This is a genomic window from Bordetella tumulicola (assembly GCF_054779135.1).
On sequence record NZ_BAAGYU010000003.1, the window covers coordinates 171,341 to 187,523 of the forward strand.

A 16,183-nucleotide genomic window follows, 5' to 3' on the forward strand; every position below is an offset into this window, starting at 1 on the left:
CGATACGCCAGCGCGTTGCAATGCCGTTGGCAACGCGCCTGCAACGCCTGCACGACCCGTCACAACACAACGGACTTTACGCAAAGGCTCCCAAAACAGGAGCCTTTGTCACACCCACGCGAGCACGGGCGCCGCGACTGCGCATAGGCCGCCGGCCGCGAGCGCCGGCGCCGGTCGATAGCTCACAAACCAGATCAGCGTCAGGCCGGCCAGGGTGAGAATGCCGATCCATTCCACCGTTCCGTAGGACCATCCCCACACGTTCGCCGAAGCGAATAGCGACAGCGCCAGGGCGACCCAACCGAACACCCGCAAGGGGGTTCGATGCTGCCTTGGCAATTCCCGGTCGAACACCGCCTCATAGTGGCGGTCCATACCAAGACACAGCGCGGCAAAACCTGCGTAAGCCAGACAAAAAGCGGCAATACCCATCACGAAGTGACCTCCTTGATTGAACAGCTGCCGTTCATGGATTCCACGACCGGTTTACGAATCGTATCGACGGCTTGGTATCTGGACGGTTGACGGTCAGCCGGTGTCGAACGCGTCAACGCCGTTATGCTTTTTCGATAGGCCTTGTGCGCCTTGTGTGCCATCCAGGCCATCAACACGCCCCAGGCCAGGGCCGTCAGATCAAATCCGGCCATGATCCAATCTCCCGCCGGCAAAGACACCCCCAAATGACGCGTCGTCGTCACTGCATTGAGCACCGGCAACGCCAGTGCCAGTGCGGTTGCCAAGGACAGCAAATCACGCCACATCCTTGCGCGAAACGCGAAGGCATACAGGAAACTTAGCCCCCACGCGATGAAGAACGCCCGCGTCTCCCAAGTCGCGCGGCCCGCCAACTCAGCCGGCACCAGTCTGTTTGCCCAAAAGTACACACCGATGGCGACACACAGGCCCGCGATGGCACCGGCATTCAACGCGTCGACCAAGCGCAGCGAGAACTTTTCTTGTGCGGCGTTCCCGGCCTTTTGCCGGCGTTTGGCAACCCACAGCATCAACCCCGTGCCCACCATGGCCGTACCGGCCAGACTCACGAGGAAGTACAACCAACGCAGCATCGGCTCCGCAAAGAAACCCAGGTGCAAACCAATGATCGTATTGGCCGTCGTCACAGCGGCGCCATCGCCATCATGCCGCGACAGCAACGCGCCATCTGCGCCGTTGAATTGAATACTCGGCCCGCCGCGAGCATACGACACCCGTTCGCTCGGATCACGCTGCACTGACACCATGGCGCCTTCTTTGCCTGGCTTGATCACCGTCACCCCACCGGCTGTGCCACCTTGCCACAGGGCTTCAGCCTGCGTGACCAGGCTGCCCAACGGCAGTAACGGCGCCGACTCCGTACCGGCTGCCGCCTGTGTCAACGACGGAAAGCGCTCATTAAAATAGCTCTGTGGATTGTCATACGCCGCCGAAATGCCCGCAGGCAACACCATGGCCACGAAGAGCAGCACACCACTAAATGTGATCATCAAATGAAACGGTAAACCCAACACCGACAGCGCGTTGTGCCCGTCCATCCAGGCGCGTTGCCCGCCTTTGGCGGGGCGAAATGTAAAGAAATCCTTGAAGATTTTCTTGTGTGTGATGATGCCGCTGATAATCGCCACCAGCATGAACATCCCCGCGATAGTAGCCAGCCATCGTCCCCAGGGGTTCGCGATCTCCAGTTCGAAGTGAAAGCGATAAAGAAAATCGCCACCCCGCGTTTCACGAGCCTGGACAGCCTGTCCCGTCGCGGGATCTAACATAACCCGCTTAAAAGGTCGGGTACCTGGAGCCGGCTTGGCAACGCGGTAAATCAACCTCACATACGGCTCACGTGCAGTCGGTAGAGTGATGAACCAACGCTCGGAGTCCGATGCATGCTTAGCCAAATAACGCTGTGCCATATCGGCGGCTTGCGCCGAGGACAACACCTGCGGCTGTGCAGGTAGCTCGGGGCGCATCCAACTCGTGATCTCGGGCCGAAAAAACGCCAACGTACCTGTCAGAAACATGGCAAACAACACCCAGCCCAGCACCAGCCCGGACCAAGTATGCAACCAGGACATCGCCTGCCGCAAGCCCTCGCCCTGCGTCTGGGAAGATTGGGCCGCCTTCATGCCAGCCCCGCCAGTTTGCCCATGCCGTACAGGCCTGCTAACACGGTGGTCGGTATCACGATACCGAACCAGGCTCTCCAGGTATTGCGTGCCGCAAACACCCACATGACACCCACCGCATAGATCACAAACGCCAACATGCTGGCCATGACAACGGCCTCCACACGTGCCATGGGCAGCCAAATCGCCAAGCAGGCGGCCGTCGCCGAGGCTAGCGCATACCCGCCAAATATCGCTGCAACAGAGCGGGAAGCCACCGCCCATCGATAGCGCGTCAAGCCGGCACCCGGAATAGGTTTCACTGCTAATCCTGAAAATTCTAGTAATGCGAATTATAAGCATTACTAGAATAAATTATCTATCGAGGCGATAGGTAATTCATCTGTCCACGCGGTACGGTGCCCGCCCTACAGGCCCACTGTCATGCGTCGCTCGGACTCCAGGTACTCTCGCGACTGCATTTCCAGAATACGCGACACCGTCCGATGGAACTCGTTGGCTAGCGCGCCCTGGGTATAGAGCTCCTCGGGCGCACACTCAGCCGACATGATCAGCTTGATCTTGTGGTCATAAAACACGTCGATCAACCACGTAAAGCGACGCGCCTCGGAGGCCTGCCGCGGCCCCATGCGCGGCACGTCCGACAAAATTACCGCATGAAATCGGCTCGCCAGTTCCAGATAATCGTTTTGCGAACGCGGGCCGCCACAAAGCGTCGCGAAATCAAACCACACCACCGATCCCGCCAACTGCTGCGCGCGAATTTCACGATGTTCGATATGCAAAACAGGCTCTTGAGGGGGCGTATCGGCCAGTCGATCAAACGCATCCTGCAACGCCGTCTTGGCCACCTCATCAAGCGGCGAGTGATAACACTGCACCTGCTCCAACGAACGGCGCCGATAGTCGATCCCCGCATCAACGTTCAGGACATCCATGCGCTTTTGAATCAGATCAATCGCCGGCAAGATCCGATCACGATGCAAGCCATCCGGATACAGCGTCGACGGCTCATAGTTGGACGTCATGACAAACGACGTCCCATACTCAAATAACTTCAGCAGCAGCCGATACAAAATCATCGCATCGGCTACGTCGGACACGTGAAACTCATCAAAGCAAATCAAGCGATAGCGCTTGGCCACACGGCGCGCCACCTCATCCAGCGGATCTTGCATCCCCTTGACGTTTTCCAACTCGCGGTGCACACCGCGAATGAACTCATGAAAATGCAAACGCGTTTTGCGCACCACCGGCACCGTGGCATAAAACGCATCCATCAAAAAACTCTTGCCACGTCCCACCCCGCCCCACAGGTACACGCCGCGAGGCACATCGGGCCGATTCAACAGCTTCTTTAGCGCATTCGAACGCAAAGACCTGAAACGCACCCAATCATCGTAATAAGCCTGCAATCGATCAATAGCCTGCTTTTGCGCCACGTCAGGTTGATAACCCCGTTCCGCCAGGGATTGTTCGTAATATTCACGGACGTTCATGTCGCACCAGCAAACCTAAAATAGAAAAAAGACGGGCGCCAGGCATCTACATACCTGGCGCCCGTCGGCGTCTCGCTCAGAATCAGAAATTCAGCGCGCGCTTGTCAACGGCCAACGCCGCCTCTTTCACCGCCTCGGACAAGGTCGGATGAGCGTGGCAAATACGCGCAATATCCTCGGCCGCACCACGGAACTCCATGATCGTCACGGCTTCGGAAATCAGCTCCGATGCCATCGGGCCAACAATATGCACGCCCAAGACCTCATCCGTCTTGGCGTCCGCAATCACCTTGGCAAAGCCCGTCGTATCACCCAACGCACGTGCACGGCCGTTCGCCATGAACGGGAAGCTGCCCGCCTTGTACTCGCGGCCTTCGGCCTTGAGTTGCTGTTCGGTCTTGCCGACCCAGGCAATTTCCGGCGAGGTATAGATCACCCACGGAATCGTCGCAAAATTCACATGGCCATGCTGACCCGCAATACGCTCGGCCACCGCCACACCTTCCTCTTCGGCCTTGTGCGCCAACATCGGGCCACGCACCACATCACCCACCGCCCACACATTCGGCAAATTGGTCTTGCAGTCGCCGTCAACCTCGACAAAGCCGCGCTCATCCAGCTTCAGGCCCACGCCATCGGCATTCAGACCACCGGTGTAGGGCACACGACCGATCGACACAATCAGCTTGTCCACCACCAGCTTTTGCTCGCCGCCCTTGGCATCCACATAAGGCACCGTCACCGACTTCGCCGTCGCCTTGATCTCGCCGATCTTCACGCCCATCTGGACATCCAGGCCCTGCTTCGTGAAGGCCTTCAGCGCTTCCTTGGCCACCTGCTGATCCGCCGCGGCCAGGAACTCGGGCATGGCTTCCAAAATCGTGACTTCCGCACCCAGACGACGCCACACGCTGCCCATTTCCAGGCCAATCACCCCTGCGCCAATCACGCCGAGCTTCTTCGGCACAGCAGCGATATTCAGTGCGCCATCATTGGACAACACGACCTTTTCATCAAACGGCAGACCCGGCAACTCACGCGCCGACGAACCCGTCGCCACCACAACATGCTTGGCGACCAGATCTTCTTCGGACGTGCCGCTGACCTTGATCCCATAACCCCCCTCCACCTGGCCAGCAAACGCGCCCGTGCCATGGAAGAAAGTGACCTTGTTCTTCTTGAACAAATACAAAATACCGTCGTTATTCTGCTTAACCACCGTATTCTTGCGGCCAACCAGCGTATCGAGCTTCAGGCTCACACCCTTGAGCTCAATACCATGCTCGGCAAAATGGTGATTAGCCTGCTCAAAATGTTCTGACGACTGCAGCAACGCCTTGGACGGAATGCAACCCACGTTCGTGCAAGTGCCACCAGGCGCAGGGCCACCCTGGCCGTTCTGCCAAGCGTCAACGCAAGCCACCGACAACCCCAGCTGCGCAGCGCGAATAGCCGCGATGTACCCGCCTGGGCCGGCACCGATGACGACGACGTCAAATTGTTTAGACATAATGATCTCGAAAATTGGGATTTAAAGAAGCGCCAGCCGACGCAAAGATGTCTGATCTAAGCAAACCATCGGAACGACCCCACGATAAGGCACAAAAAACACCCTGCACCTTCGACGTACCCGCGCCAACGTACTGTGATCGTGAAACGACGCCTCAACAGCAAAGCGAACGTCGTCACGGCAAGGCACGAGCGCCAGCGATGTGCCGGGGTCAAAGGGCTTCGGTGTGGCGGGCCCGTTGAGGCCGCCGAGGGCTACCGAAGGATGGCGGGGGGCAGTCGGCTGGGCATGTTTGAGCGTAGCGTAGCGAAGCGAGTTTGCCCAGCCGCCTCGCCTGACGAGGTAGGCAACGGGAAGTCTGGCCGCGCAGGCGGCCAGACCGGCCGATAGGGCCCGCCACACCGAAGCCCTTTGACCCCGGCATAGCGCGACTAAAGAGCCCATCTCTACGCCCATCAACACCGACGCAAAAATTACAGGTCCAACAACAAACGCTGCGGATCTTCCAGCGCATCTTTCATCGCCACCAGACCCAACACGGCTTCGCGACCATCAATGATCCGGTGGTCATACGACAGCGCCAGATAGTTCATCGGACGGATCACGATCTGGCCGTTTTCAACGACCGCACGATCCTTGGTCGCATGCACGCCCAGAATCGCGGATTGCGGCGGGTTGATGATCGGGGTCGACAACATCGAACCAAACACACCACCGTTCGAAATCGAGAACGTACCGCCGGTCATTTCCTCAATGCCCAGCTTGCCATCCGCCGCACGCTTGCCGAAATCACCAATCGTCTTCTCGATCTCGGCAATCGACAACTGATCGGCGTTGCGCAGAATCGGCACCACCAGACCACGGGGGCTACCCACCGCAATACCGATATCAAAATAACCGTGATAGATAATGTCCTTGCCGTCGATCGACGCGTTGATCAGCGGGTACTTTTTCAGGGCAGCCACGGCCGCCTTGACGAAGAACGACATAAAGCCCAGCTTGACACCGTGGTCTTTCTCGAATTTCTCTTTGTACTTGTTGCGCAGGCTGATCACCGCCTGCATATTGACCTCGTTGAACGTGGTCAATATGGCGTTTTCTTGTTGCGACTGCAGCAGACGCTCCGCAATACGCGCGCGCAGGCGGCTCATCGGCACGCGCTGTTCCGGACGGCCATCCAGCGACATCGACGTCGGAGCGGGTGCCGCAGCGGCCTTGGCCGGCGCAGCGCTAGCGGCTTGCGCATCAGCCTTGGTCACGCGACCGTCACGACCCGTGCCTGCTACGTTGGCAGCGTCCACGCCCTTTTCGGACAGGATCTTGGCAGCAGCCGGCGAAGCCACACCAGCCGAAGCTGACGAGCCCGACGAAGCCGGTGCGGCGCCAGCCGGGGGAGGAGCCGCGGCAGCAACCTCAGCCTTGGCTTCAGCGGCCGGCGCGGCAGCCGCCTTGGCAGCCGTATCGATCTTGGCGAGCAATTGACCCGCAGTCACCGTTGCGCCGTCGGCTTCGACGATCTCGGACAACACGCCCGATGCAGGTGCCGGGACTTCCAGCACCACCTTGTCGGTTTCGACTTCGATCAGGATCTCGTCGGCTTCGACCGCCTCACCCGCCTTTTTCTTCCAGGTCAGCAGCGTCGCTTCGGACACGGATTCGGACAACTGGGGGACAACAACGTCAGTAATAGCCATGGTAATAAATTCCGTTGAATAAGAGTTCGATATCGGCGACTGAGCTTATTTAGCCAGCATGAAGCCTTTGTATTTCGCGGCGAAAGCTTGCTCCAGCAATGCCTTCTGTTGCTCTTGGTGCTTGGCCAGGTAGCCTACCGCAGGCGACGCCGAAGCCGGACGACCGGCATAACCGAGCTTTTGGCCGTCGGCCATGTTCTCGTACAGATGATGCTGGACATAGAACCACGGACCTTGGTTCTGGGGCTCGTCTTGCACCCAGATCACTTCGGTCACGTTGCCGTACTTGCGCAGTTCGGTTTCGAATGCTTTGTGAGCGAACGGATACAGTTGCTCAACGCGCAGGATGGCGACGTTGTTAGCCTCACGCTCGCGGCGAGCATGGACCAGATCGTAGTAAACCTTGCCCGAGCAAGCCAGAACACGCGTGACCTTGCTGGGGTCGATCGTGTCATCGACCTCACCAATCACGGGACGGAAGCTGCCACCCGCCAAGTCGGTCAGCGGCGAACCCGCATCCTTGTTACGCAGCAGCGACTTCGGCGTGAAAATCACCAGCGGCTTGCGGAACGGGCGAATCATCTGGCGACGCAGCAGGTGGAAAATCTGCGAAGCCGAGGACGGTTGAACCACCTGGATGTTGTTGTCCGCGCACAGTTGGAGGAACCGCTCGATACGGCCCGACGAGTGCTCCGGACCCTGGCCTTCGTAACCGTGCGGCAGCATCAGCGTCAGACCCGACTGACGGCCCCATTTGGCCTCGCCCGAACTGATGAACTGGTCGATCACCACCTGCGCGCCGTTGACGAAGTCACCGAACTGGGCTTCCCAGATGGTCAGCGTGTTCGGCTCGGCGCTGGAGTAGCCGTATTCGAAGCCCAACACGGCTTCTTCGGACAACACCGAGTCGATCACCGTGAACGGCGCCTGACCGTCAGAGACGTTTTGCAGCGGCACATAGGTGCCATCATCCCAACGCTCACGATTTTGATCATGCAGCACAGCGTGGCGGTGGGTAAACGTACCGCGGCCCGAATCCTGCCCAGTGATGCGAATGGCGTAGCCCGACGCCACCAGCGTCGCAAACGCCAGATGTTCGCCCATGCCCCAATCCAGGTTGATATCACCCTTGGCCATGTTGCGACGGTCGTTCAGCAGCTTGTTGACCAGCGGGTGCACCGTAAAGCCCTCGGGCACCGTGGTGATGCGCTCGCCGATGCGCTTGAGCTCAGCCAGCGGCACAGCGGTGTCCGCCTGATCTGTCCACTTGGCGCCCAGGAAGGGGGACCAGTCGATCGCGTACTTGCTCTTGTAGTCGGTCAGCACGGGCTCGATCGTGCGCTGGCCGTCTTCCATGAGCTGGCGATAGTCTTTCACCAATTGGTCGGCTTCGCCTTCAGCCAACACGCCCTGAGCCGTGAGCTTGTCGGCGTACAGTTTGCGCGTGCCGGGGTGATGACCGATGCGCTTGTACATCAAGGGCTGGGTCAGCGACGGGGTGTCTTGCTCGTTGTGGCCGAGTTTACGGAAGCAGACGATATCCAGCACCACGTCGTGGCAGAACTGCAAACGGTAGTCCAGCGCCAGCTTGGTTGCGAACACCACGGCTTCGGGATCATCGCCATTGACGTGGAACACAGGGGCCGCAATCATCTTGACCACGTCGGTGCAATACAGCGTCGAACGCGTATCGCGCGGGTCAGACGTCGTGAAACCGATCTGGTTGTTGATGACGATATGCAGCGTGCCGCCCGTACCATAACCGCGCGTTTGCGCGAGGTTCAGGGTTTCCATGACAACGCCCTGCCCGGCAAAGGCCGCATCGCCGTGCACCAGCACTGGCAACACTTGCTTGCCGTCGGTGTCGCCGCGACGCTCTTGGCGTGCACGGACGCTACCTTCGACGACCGGGTTCACGATTTCCAGGTGCGAGGGGTTGAATGCGAGCGACAGGTGAACGGGACCGCCACGCGTGGACAGATCGCTGGAAAAACCGTTGTGGTATTTCACGTCACCATCGGTCAGACCTTCGGCGTGCTTGCCCTCGAACTCGGCAAACAAGTCACCGGGCATCTTGCCCATGATGTTGACCAGCAGGTTCAGGCGACCACGGTGAGCCATGCCCACCACGATTTCCTGGACGCCGGATTCGCCGGCGTGGTTCACGACCTCGTCCATCGAGGCGATGAAGCTTTCGCCGCCTTCGAGGGAGAAACGCTTTTGGCCAACATACTTGGTGTGCAAAAAGCGCTCGAGGCCTTCGGACTCGGTCAATTGCTGCAGGATGTGGCGTTTTTCTTCGGTGCTATAAGCCGCCGCACCGAAGGTTTTTTCCAGACGTTCCTGGATCCAGCGCTTGGCGGCGGGATCGGGGATATGCGTGTATTCGGCACCGATGCTGCGGCAGTAGGTATCACGCAGCGCCTTCAGGATGTCGCGCAGCGTCATGGTGCTGGCGGTCGTGAAGTAGGTATTGGTGGCCGAGTAAGTTTGATCCAGATCGGCTTCGCTCAGACCGTAGAAGGCCGGGTCGAGCTCGGGGATCGCGGGACGTTCCTGGCGCTTGAGCGGATCCAGGTCGGCCCAGCGCGCGCCATACGAACGGTAGGCGGCGATCAGTGACTGAACCGAGACCTGCTTGCTGGCAACGGACAGATCGGGCTGGGCCGAATGCTGTACAAAGCCGTTGCTGCGGGCACGCAACGCAAAGGACTCGACGATGGGCGCATGCGCCTGATCGCGGGTGGCTTCTTGGCCGTCGGTAGCGGGGGTGTGTTGCAGCTGGTCGAAATAGTCTCGCCAGTTGTCAGGCACCGAGCCTGGATTGTCGAGGTAAGCCTCGTACATCTCTTCGACGTAGGGGGCATTACCACCAAATAGATAAGAGGTGGAAAGAGATTCTGATTCGGAAGACATTTTATTGCTTCACCTTGGCGAGTGCTTCACTCGATACGATGCAGGAAAACCTTCCGCAACACGGGCTTCCCGTTAGCGGATAGCAGGGGGCAGAAGGCACGTACAAGCCCTGAAAGCCTATGACGTGAAAGTATACTCCGGGGGCCTGTGCCTGTCTTGTCGCACTGCCACATATGCCTTGCACACGATTTCACCCCTCAAAATCGGCATAAACCGCAAACCTCAGGCAACATCCGTCATGATGCCCATTATGAGTATGGAGTTTTTGATGTCCGGCCCGAGAAAATTTTGTCCCAGGCCGTGACGAGAAAACCACGAAGTCATTACGGGTGGTTTCAGTAATACCGAGCGCAACCTATCGCCCCGGCTGTCCGGCTGCGGACATAATGCGTCGGTAGAACAGCACCGCCACCGTGGCAAACACCGCCAGGCCCAGCCAATCGGCGATCGGTTCGAATCCTTGCCCCACCAGGGCCAGCGGCGCCTCGTTGCCCGTGGCGCCAATGATCGCCGCCATCAGGACCCCGATCAGGCTTTCTCCCACAATCAGTCCCGAGGCGAGCAACGTACCGCGCCGGCTGGGAAGCTCGGCATAGGTGTCATAGGACTGATCGGCCTGCTGGGCACGACGCCGCAAGACACGTTCTATCAACCATCCCAGCACGGCCCCCACCACCAGCGGCGCACTGACTGTCGGCGGCAAATATATCCCGATTCCCACGGCCAGCACGGGTATCCGGGCAACTCGGCAAGTTCGCTCTAAAACCCGGTCCACAATAATCAGGGCGACGCCGACCGCCACGCCGATCAGAATCATGAGCCAGTTCAATTGATGGGTAAAAATTCCTTGGGCAATCGCCAGCATGAGGGTGGCCTGCGGCGCCGACAGCGCCTGCTCGGGATCCATCCCCGAACGCGGCAGCGCCCCGGAAAAACCGTAAGCGTTATAGAGCAGCTCGAGGATCGGGGAAATCACGATAGCTCCCACCACGCAGCCGATTAATAGCGCGATCTGCTGGCGCCAGGGCGTCGCCCCGACCAGCCAGCCGGTTTTCAGGTCCTGCAGGTTGTCATTCGCAATAGAGGCCACCGCAACAACTGCCGACGTGGTGAAAATCGCCAGGGCAATGGCCAACTGCACGCCCTCTTGGTTGCCCAACAAGCCCGTCGCACTCTCCAATCCCAGCATCAACAGTGACACCAGCATGATGGCGACGATCCCGACGCCAGAGATCGGGCTGGTGGACGACCCCACCAGGCCCGCCATATAGCCGCAAGCGGCCGCCACCAGAAAGCCAAAAATAAAGGCAAAGGCCACCGAGCACGCCACCAGCAACGCCACCACGCCCGCCGAAGCCGGCTCGGCGCGCAAAAACGAGGCGAACGTAAACACGAGGATGGCGACCAACACCAGGGTAACCACCGCAATCCAGCGCGCCGACAGATCTTGCTCGGTACGCGGCGCCGCCCCTTGCGCTGCGGCACCCGCCCGGCTAAAGGCCGAGAAGGATGTTTTGATCCCCCGCATCATGGGCATGAATAGCGTTCCCAGCGTCCAGATGGCGCCCACGCCAATGACCCCGGCCCCAATGAATCGAACTTGCGAGCTCCAGAGTCCATTGGCGTATTCGACTACCGACTGCCCGGCGGGCGGGTCACCCAAGGCCGTCAGCACCGGGACGGCCACCCCCCACGCAATCACCAACCCTATCAGCATCGCCAGACCGGCGACGATCCCGATCAGGTAGCCCGCGCCCATCAAGGCCAAGGAAAACCCCATGGGCAAGCGGAACACCGCGGCACCGATGGTGGGCCACACGCTGACTGCATCGCCCAGGACGCGCAGGCCGCTGGACGCAAAGCTGACCACGGCCGCGACCCCGGCACCGCTGACGATATCGGCCATACCCGTTGCGACGCGTTTGCCACTGTGCGTGGCATCGTCGGCCCCGCCACTCCCCACCCGCAAGATTTCCGCCGCCGCCACGCCCTCGGGATACGGCAAATCACTTTGCACGACCATGATGTGGCGCAGCGGGATCGTGAACATCACGCCCAGCATGCCGCCCGCCGCGCAGATACCAAAGGTTTGCCAAAACGGAAACCCTTGCCAATGTCCCATCATGACCAGCGCCGGCAAAATAAAAATAATGGCTGACAAGGTGCCCGCGGCCGACGCCTGAGTCTGCACCATGTTGTTTTCCAGGATGTTGGCGTTCTGGAACATCTTGAGCACCGACATGGAAATCACCGCGGCCGGGATGGCGGATGAAAACGTCAGCCCGACCTTCAGGCCCAGAAACACGTTCGATGCCGTAAAAACCACCGTAATCAAGGCGCCAATAATCACGCCACGCAGTGTCAGTTCGGGCAATATCGTCGAATCGGGCACGCGCACAGGCTGTGTCATGAGTCGAGAAGTCCTTGAAAAAAGTGGGGCGGAGTCAAGAGTGTTGCAGATTCTAGCGCCAAGCTCACGACACGACCATTATCTCAACGTTAACTCGATCTGATATTTCACCTGCTTTAACGCAAAACCTGAACGAATATTGCGAACGCCGAGAATGGGCGATAAGCAACTCACCACAAAGTGCTCCACCTCCTGGATGTCGGACACGGCCTCGGGCACCTGTTCCATGCCCCACAGCACCTTCACGGCATACATGTCGAGGACCGACAGCGTATCGTCTTCTCGAGTCGTCCTTCCTTTACCAACCGCGGAAACGCGGCCAGCATGCAAGCACCTCCGGCGAGGTGCCGCGCACGACGTGGTAGCTGTCGTGCTGCGCGCCGGTGGCGCAGGCATGATTGGGAAGGATGCGCAGGCGCGTGCCCAGCGGCAACTGCGGCAGTGGCGCGCTGGTGCCGGGGCGGCGCATAACGATGCCCTGCTCCTGGTTGGTCTGTTTGAGCACGAGGTCCGCAAATGGCCTGCCCTGCACGTCGCACACCACGCCATAGTATTGGTCGACAGGCTGGCCAGCGGTGCCGCGGTCGCGCGACATTGCCATCCAGCCGGCGTCGACCAGAATCCAGTCTTTCTCGGGCTGGTGGCCGATCACCGTGGTCAGGACCGACAGCGCGATGTCGTCCTGACGACACACGCCCAGGCCGGCCATGAACAGGTCGAAGAATACGAACACACCGGCTCGCACCTCTGTCACACCATCCAGATTCTCCGCAAACATGGCAGTCGGCGTCGACCCTACACTGACCACCGGGCACGGTAGGCCGCCCGCGCGCAGCGCCTGGGCAGCGTCAACCGCGGCGCGGCGCTCGCGCTCGGCCATGGTACGGATCGCATCCTCGTCAGGCGAGCTGTATGACTCTCCGGCATGCGTCAGGACGCCACGCAGCTGCGCGCCACCGTCTTCCAAGGCGCGGCCGATGGCGCACAGCAGCTCAGCCTGGTCAGGCCGCACGCCAGCGCGATGGCCGTCGGAATCGATCTCGATCAGCGCCGGAATCGGCGCGCCAGCCGCGCGCGACCGCGCCGCCACCGCCTGCGCACCGGCCACGCTATCAACGACCACCGTCAGGTCAGTGCCATAAGCGCGCAGCGCCAGCACGCGGTCCAGTTTGGCGGGCGACACCCCCACTGCGTAGAGGATGTCCCGCACGCCAGCGCGCGCGAACTGCTCGGCCTCTTGGAGCGTCGAGACGGCGGCTGGCCCTGCGGGGGTTTCCATTAGCAGCCGCGCCACGTCGATCGATTTGGGCGTTTTCAGATGGGGACGCAATGTCACACCCAGGCGCGCCATGCGCGTCTTCAGGCGCTCGATATTGGCTTGCATGCGCGGCTCGTCCAGCAGCAGGCAGGGCGTGTCAAGTGCTTCGAGGGTGGAGGCCGCAGCCGTCTTGTCGCTCGTCATCTTCCAGTATCTCCGGTAAGGCAGGAATTCTATGGCTGGCCCCGTAGCCGCGCGTGCGGCGACCAGTCGGCCAGCGCATCCAGCGGCACCACGGGCCGAGGTAGGTTACGGAAATCGAAGCGCGCCAGCATGGGCGATGTCAGCCCCGGCGCATCCACGTTGTAAATATGTTGCGGCGGGAAGAACTCGTCGAAGGCCGCCCGGAAATGCCCGCGCGATTTCACGACCACGGTACGAGCGGCGGCGATATCCAGGCCGAACATTTCAAAGAACATCGGCTCGTGACACTGATGCCGGTTAGTGATCACCACCACCTGCACGCCGCCCACCTGCAGTAGTGCGCTGGGCCCCAGATTGAAGCTGCAGCCGGCCAGTTGACCGCGCCGGCCCACACCACGACCACCATGCAACTTCAGCACCGTTGCCGGCGCCGTGTAGGCCTCGGAATACACCGTCGTCTCGTCGCGGTTGAAGTGGGCTTCGATCGCTGCGCCCTCGCCAGCGGCATGGGCTTCAGCCGCCAGGGCGGGATCGGTCACGACGCCTAGGATGGCGCCCTGCACTCCGCCCTCGATCAAGGCTCGTAGCAGAAACGGCGTGTTGCCGCGGGCGCCCCCGCCAGGGTTATCGGCCACGTCGGCCAACAACACCGCAGACGTGCCAGGCTCCACGCCCGCCCGGCGCGCGAGTTCGACCGCCCTGGGCAAAGACATTAGTTCGGGCGTGAAGGCTGCGCGCTCGCGCCAGGCATGCTCCGCCAGCGTGTGCGCCGTGGCGCGCGCGTAGTCGCCGTCACCCTTGGTGGTCACCAGTATCGTCAGCCCGTTCTTGCCTGTGTCGCCATAGGCGAAACCACCTACCACCGACACATTCACCAGACGCGGGTCATCCATGGCCTCGGCCGCATGAATCATGTCCGCGTACGGGCCGGTGCCGGGCGCCGTCAACAACTGCGTGGGCGGCGCCACCACCGGCATGCGTACGTGCGCCACCGCAACGCGCAGGCCCTCCATCAACGAACTCAGCACGTCGGCCGCCTCAGTGCCACGCTCGGCCATGTCAGTGTGGGGATTGCGGCGGTACGAGATCAGCACGTCCACCTCGTCGACCATCCGGTCCGACACATTGGCATGTAAGTCGACGGTGGCGACCACGGGCACGTCCGGCCCCACGATGGCCCGCACCCGCTGGAACACCAGGCCGTCGGGATCCTGCTCTTCGGTGGTGATGGCCGCACCGTGCTCGCAGAGATAGACGGCATCCACCGGCAGCGCGGCGCGCAAGCCCCGCTCGAACTGCGCTAGCGTATCCAGGAAGAACGCATGCTCCACTGGACCACCGGACTCGGCGTTGGCGAACAGAATGGGTACTGGGGTCCATGGCCCGCGTCGGTCCATTCGGCGCACGAAGGCGGGAATCTCCGGCGTCATGGCGGGCGCGGCGCTGCGAGCGTCGGCCAGCATCGATTCACCGGCCAGGTAAGCACGAGATTCAAAATCGTCGCGTCCTGAGACCGGCGCGAAGCGATTGGACTCGATGGCAAAGCCCAGGATGGCAATGCGGGGCGTGGCGGGAACGGCAGTCATAGCAGTCGCGACCATCAGTTCTGTTTTTCGATATGGGCAGTGTCGATCAAGTCGGCCCACTTCTTTTGCTCGGCGGCGATGTAGCGCGCGAAATCAGTGCGGTCGCCTTCGCCGGGTCGCGCGCTCAGCTTGCCCAAATCTGCACGCAGCGCGTCGCTAGCCAGCACCTTCTGTAATGCCCCGGACAACTTGTCCACGATGGCATCGGGGGTACCCTTGGGGAACACCAGACCACCCCAGGACACGTTCTCGTAGCCGGGCAGCCCCGACTCCGCCAAAGTCGGTAAGTCGGGAAAGAACGGCACGCGCTGGGCGCTGGTGATCGCCAGCGCGCGCAGCTTGCCGCCCTGCACCAGCGGCCAGGCCACAGAGGCATTGGTGAAAGAGTAATCGATGCGGCCGCCGGCCAAGTCCGCCAGCGAGGCGGGGTCGCCGTTGTACGGCACAAACATCGTATCGATGCCAGCCATATGCTTGAATAGCTCGCCGCCCATGTGCCCGCTGCTGCCGATGCCGGCAGCGCCGTACGACAGTCCGCCGGGCTTGGACTTCGCCAGCGCGATCAGGTCAGCCACGCTCTTGACGGGAGAGTCCGCGCCGACCACCAGCAGGTTGTAGACGTTGAACATGCGGCCGACCACCGTGAAGTCCTTGACGGGGTCGTAGGGCAGCTTGTTGAACAGGGCGGGATTGACGGCCATCGTATTGATATTGCCGTAGCCCAGCGTGTAGCCGTCGGGCTTGGCGCGGGCGATCTGCGCCATGCCGATGCCGCCAGCGGCACCCGGCCGGTTCTCGACGACAAAGTTGGCACCGGTGGCAATGGCTAGGTGGTTCAGAACCAGGCGGGTCAGCACATCGGCGGAACCACCCGCAGCCGATGCCACGATGACTGTGACCGGCTTGGCGGGCCAGCCGGTATCGGCGGCATGGACCGGGGCCGCGCTGGCGGCGAACGAGAACAGGAGGAATGAAAGCAGGCGTCGCAA

12 protein-coding genes are annotated in these 16,183 nt (G+C 60.9%); all 12 read right to left on the minus strand.

Annotated features, from left to right (window positions below; translation table 11 throughout):
• Positions 1 to 108 precede the first annotated feature (108 nt).
• On the minus strand, positions 109 to 432 hold the full coding sequence (locus ACYVDM_RS00820; RefSeq protein ID WP_415790592.1) for a DUF3325 domain-containing protein: 324 nt from the start codon (positions 430 to 432) through the stop codon (positions 109 to 111).
• Positions 432 to 2,117 carry a PepSY-associated TM helix domain-containing protein gene (locus ACYVDM_RS00825; RefSeq protein ID WP_415790590.1) on the minus strand — a complete coding sequence of 562 codons (1,686 nt, stop codon included), beginning with the start codon at positions 2,115 to 2,117 and terminating at the stop codon, positions 432 to 434. The genes ACYVDM_RS00820 and ACYVDM_RS00825 overlap by 1 nt, the downstream gene beginning before the upstream one ends.
• On the minus strand, positions 2,114 to 2,419 hold the full coding sequence (locus ACYVDM_RS00830) for a DUF3649 domain-containing protein (protein ID WP_415790588.1): 306 nt from the start codon (positions 2,417 to 2,419) through the stop codon (positions 2,114 to 2,116). Before ACYVDM_RS00830 ends, ACYVDM_RS00825 begins: the two co-directional genes overlap by 4 nt.
• A 105-nt stretch (positions 2,420 to 2,524) precedes the next feature.
• Entirely contained in the window at positions 2,525 to 3,616 is a 1,092-nt protein-coding gene (gene zapE, locus ACYVDM_RS00835; protein WP_415790586.1) for a cell division protein ZapE, read from the minus strand.
• An 82-nt stretch (positions 3,617 to 3,698) separates the two neighbouring features.
• Positions 3,699 to 5,126, minus strand: a complete 1,428-nt coding sequence (lpdA, locus tag ACYVDM_RS00840; protein ID WP_415790584.1) for a dihydrolipoyl dehydrogenase — start codon at positions 5,124 to 5,126, stop codon at positions 3,699 to 3,701.
• 473 nt (positions 5,127 to 5,599) lie between these two features.
• Complete coding sequence (gene odhB, locus ACYVDM_RS00845) at positions 5,600 to 6,820, minus strand: 2-oxoglutarate dehydrogenase complex dihydrolipoyllysine-residue succinyltransferase (RefSeq protein WP_415790582.1); 1,221 nt, start codon at positions 6,818 to 6,820, stop codon at positions 5,600 to 5,602.
• Positions 6,821 to 6,865: 45 nt separating this feature from the next.
• The gene (locus ACYVDM_RS00850) at positions 6,866 to 9,736 is read right to left on the minus strand and encodes a 2-oxoglutarate dehydrogenase E1 component (RefSeq protein ID WP_415790580.1); all 2,871 of its coding nucleotides are present in this window, start codon (positions 9,734 to 9,736) and stop codon (positions 6,866 to 6,868) included.
• Positions 9,737 to 10,091: 355 nt separating this feature from the next.
• Positions 10,092 to 12,146 carry an OPT family oligopeptide transporter gene (locus ACYVDM_RS00855; RefSeq protein ID WP_415790578.1) on the minus strand — a complete coding sequence of 685 codons (2,055 nt, stop codon included), beginning with the start codon at positions 12,144 to 12,146 and terminating at the stop codon, positions 10,092 to 10,094.
• Positions 12,147 to 12,224: 78 nt separating this feature from the next.
• Positions 12,225 to 12,476 (minus strand): hypothetical protein, encoded by a 252-nt coding sequence (locus ACYVDM_RS00860; protein ID WP_460475298.1) that lies wholly within the window; start codon positions 12,474 to 12,476, stop codon positions 12,225 to 12,227.
• A complete protein-coding gene (locus tag ACYVDM_RS00865; protein ID WP_415790574.1) occupies positions 12,445 to 13,608 on the minus strand; it encodes a DSD1 family PLP-dependent enzyme in 1,164 nt (387 codons plus the stop codon). The genes ACYVDM_RS00860 and ACYVDM_RS00865 overlap by 32 nt, the downstream gene beginning before the upstream one ends.
• 29 nt (positions 13,609 to 13,637) lie before the next feature.
• Positions 13,638 to 15,194, minus strand: coding sequence for a M81 family metallopeptidase (locus tag ACYVDM_RS00870; protein ID WP_415790572.1), 1,557 nt, complete (start codon positions 15,192 to 15,194; stop codon positions 13,638 to 13,640).
• A 14-nt stretch (positions 15,195 to 15,208) separates the two neighbouring features.
• Positions 15,209 to 16,183 carry a Bug family tripartite tricarboxylate transporter substrate binding protein gene (locus ACYVDM_RS00875; RefSeq protein ID WP_460475294.1) on the minus strand — a complete coding sequence of 325 codons (975 nt, stop codon included), beginning with the start codon at positions 16,181 to 16,183 and terminating at the stop codon, positions 15,209 to 15,211.

Excerpts from the sequence above, each read along its gene's own strand:
- ACYVDM_RS00820 (WP_415790592.1), bottom strand. The coding sequence starts at position 432 with ATGGGTATTGCCGCTTTTTGTCTGGCTTACGCAGGTTTTGCCGCGCTG.
- ACYVDM_RS00825 (WP_415790590.1), bottom strand. The coding sequence starts at position 2,117 with ATGAAGGCGGCCCAATCTTCCCAGACGCAGGGCGAGGGCTTGCGGCAG.
- zapE (WP_415790586.1), bottom strand. The coding sequence starts at position 3,616 with ATGAACGTCCGTGAATATTACGAACAATCCCTGGCGGAACGGGGTTAT.
- lpdA (WP_415790584.1), bottom strand. The coding sequence starts at position 5,126 with ATGTCTAAACAATTTGACGTCGTCGTCATCGGTGCCGGCCCAGGCGGG.
- odhB (WP_415790582.1), bottom strand. The coding sequence starts at position 6,820 with ATGGCTATTACTGACGTTGTTGTCCCCCAGTTGTCCGAATCCGTGTCC.
- ACYVDM_RS00850 (WP_415790580.1), bottom strand. The coding sequence starts at position 9,736 with ATGTCTTCCGAATCAGAATCTCTTTCCACCTCTTATCTATTTGGTGGT.
- ACYVDM_RS00855 (WP_415790578.1), bottom strand. The coding sequence starts at position 12,146 with ATGACACAGCCTGTGCGCGTGCCCGATTCGACGATATTGCCCGAACTG.
- ACYVDM_RS00865 (WP_415790574.1), bottom strand. The coding sequence starts at position 13,608 with ATGACGAGCGACAAGACGGCTGCGGCCTCCACCCTCGAAGCACTTGAC.
- ACYVDM_RS00870 (WP_415790572.1), bottom strand. The coding sequence starts at position 15,194 with ATGACTGCCGTTCCCGCCACGCCCCGCATTGCCATCCTGGGCTTTGCC.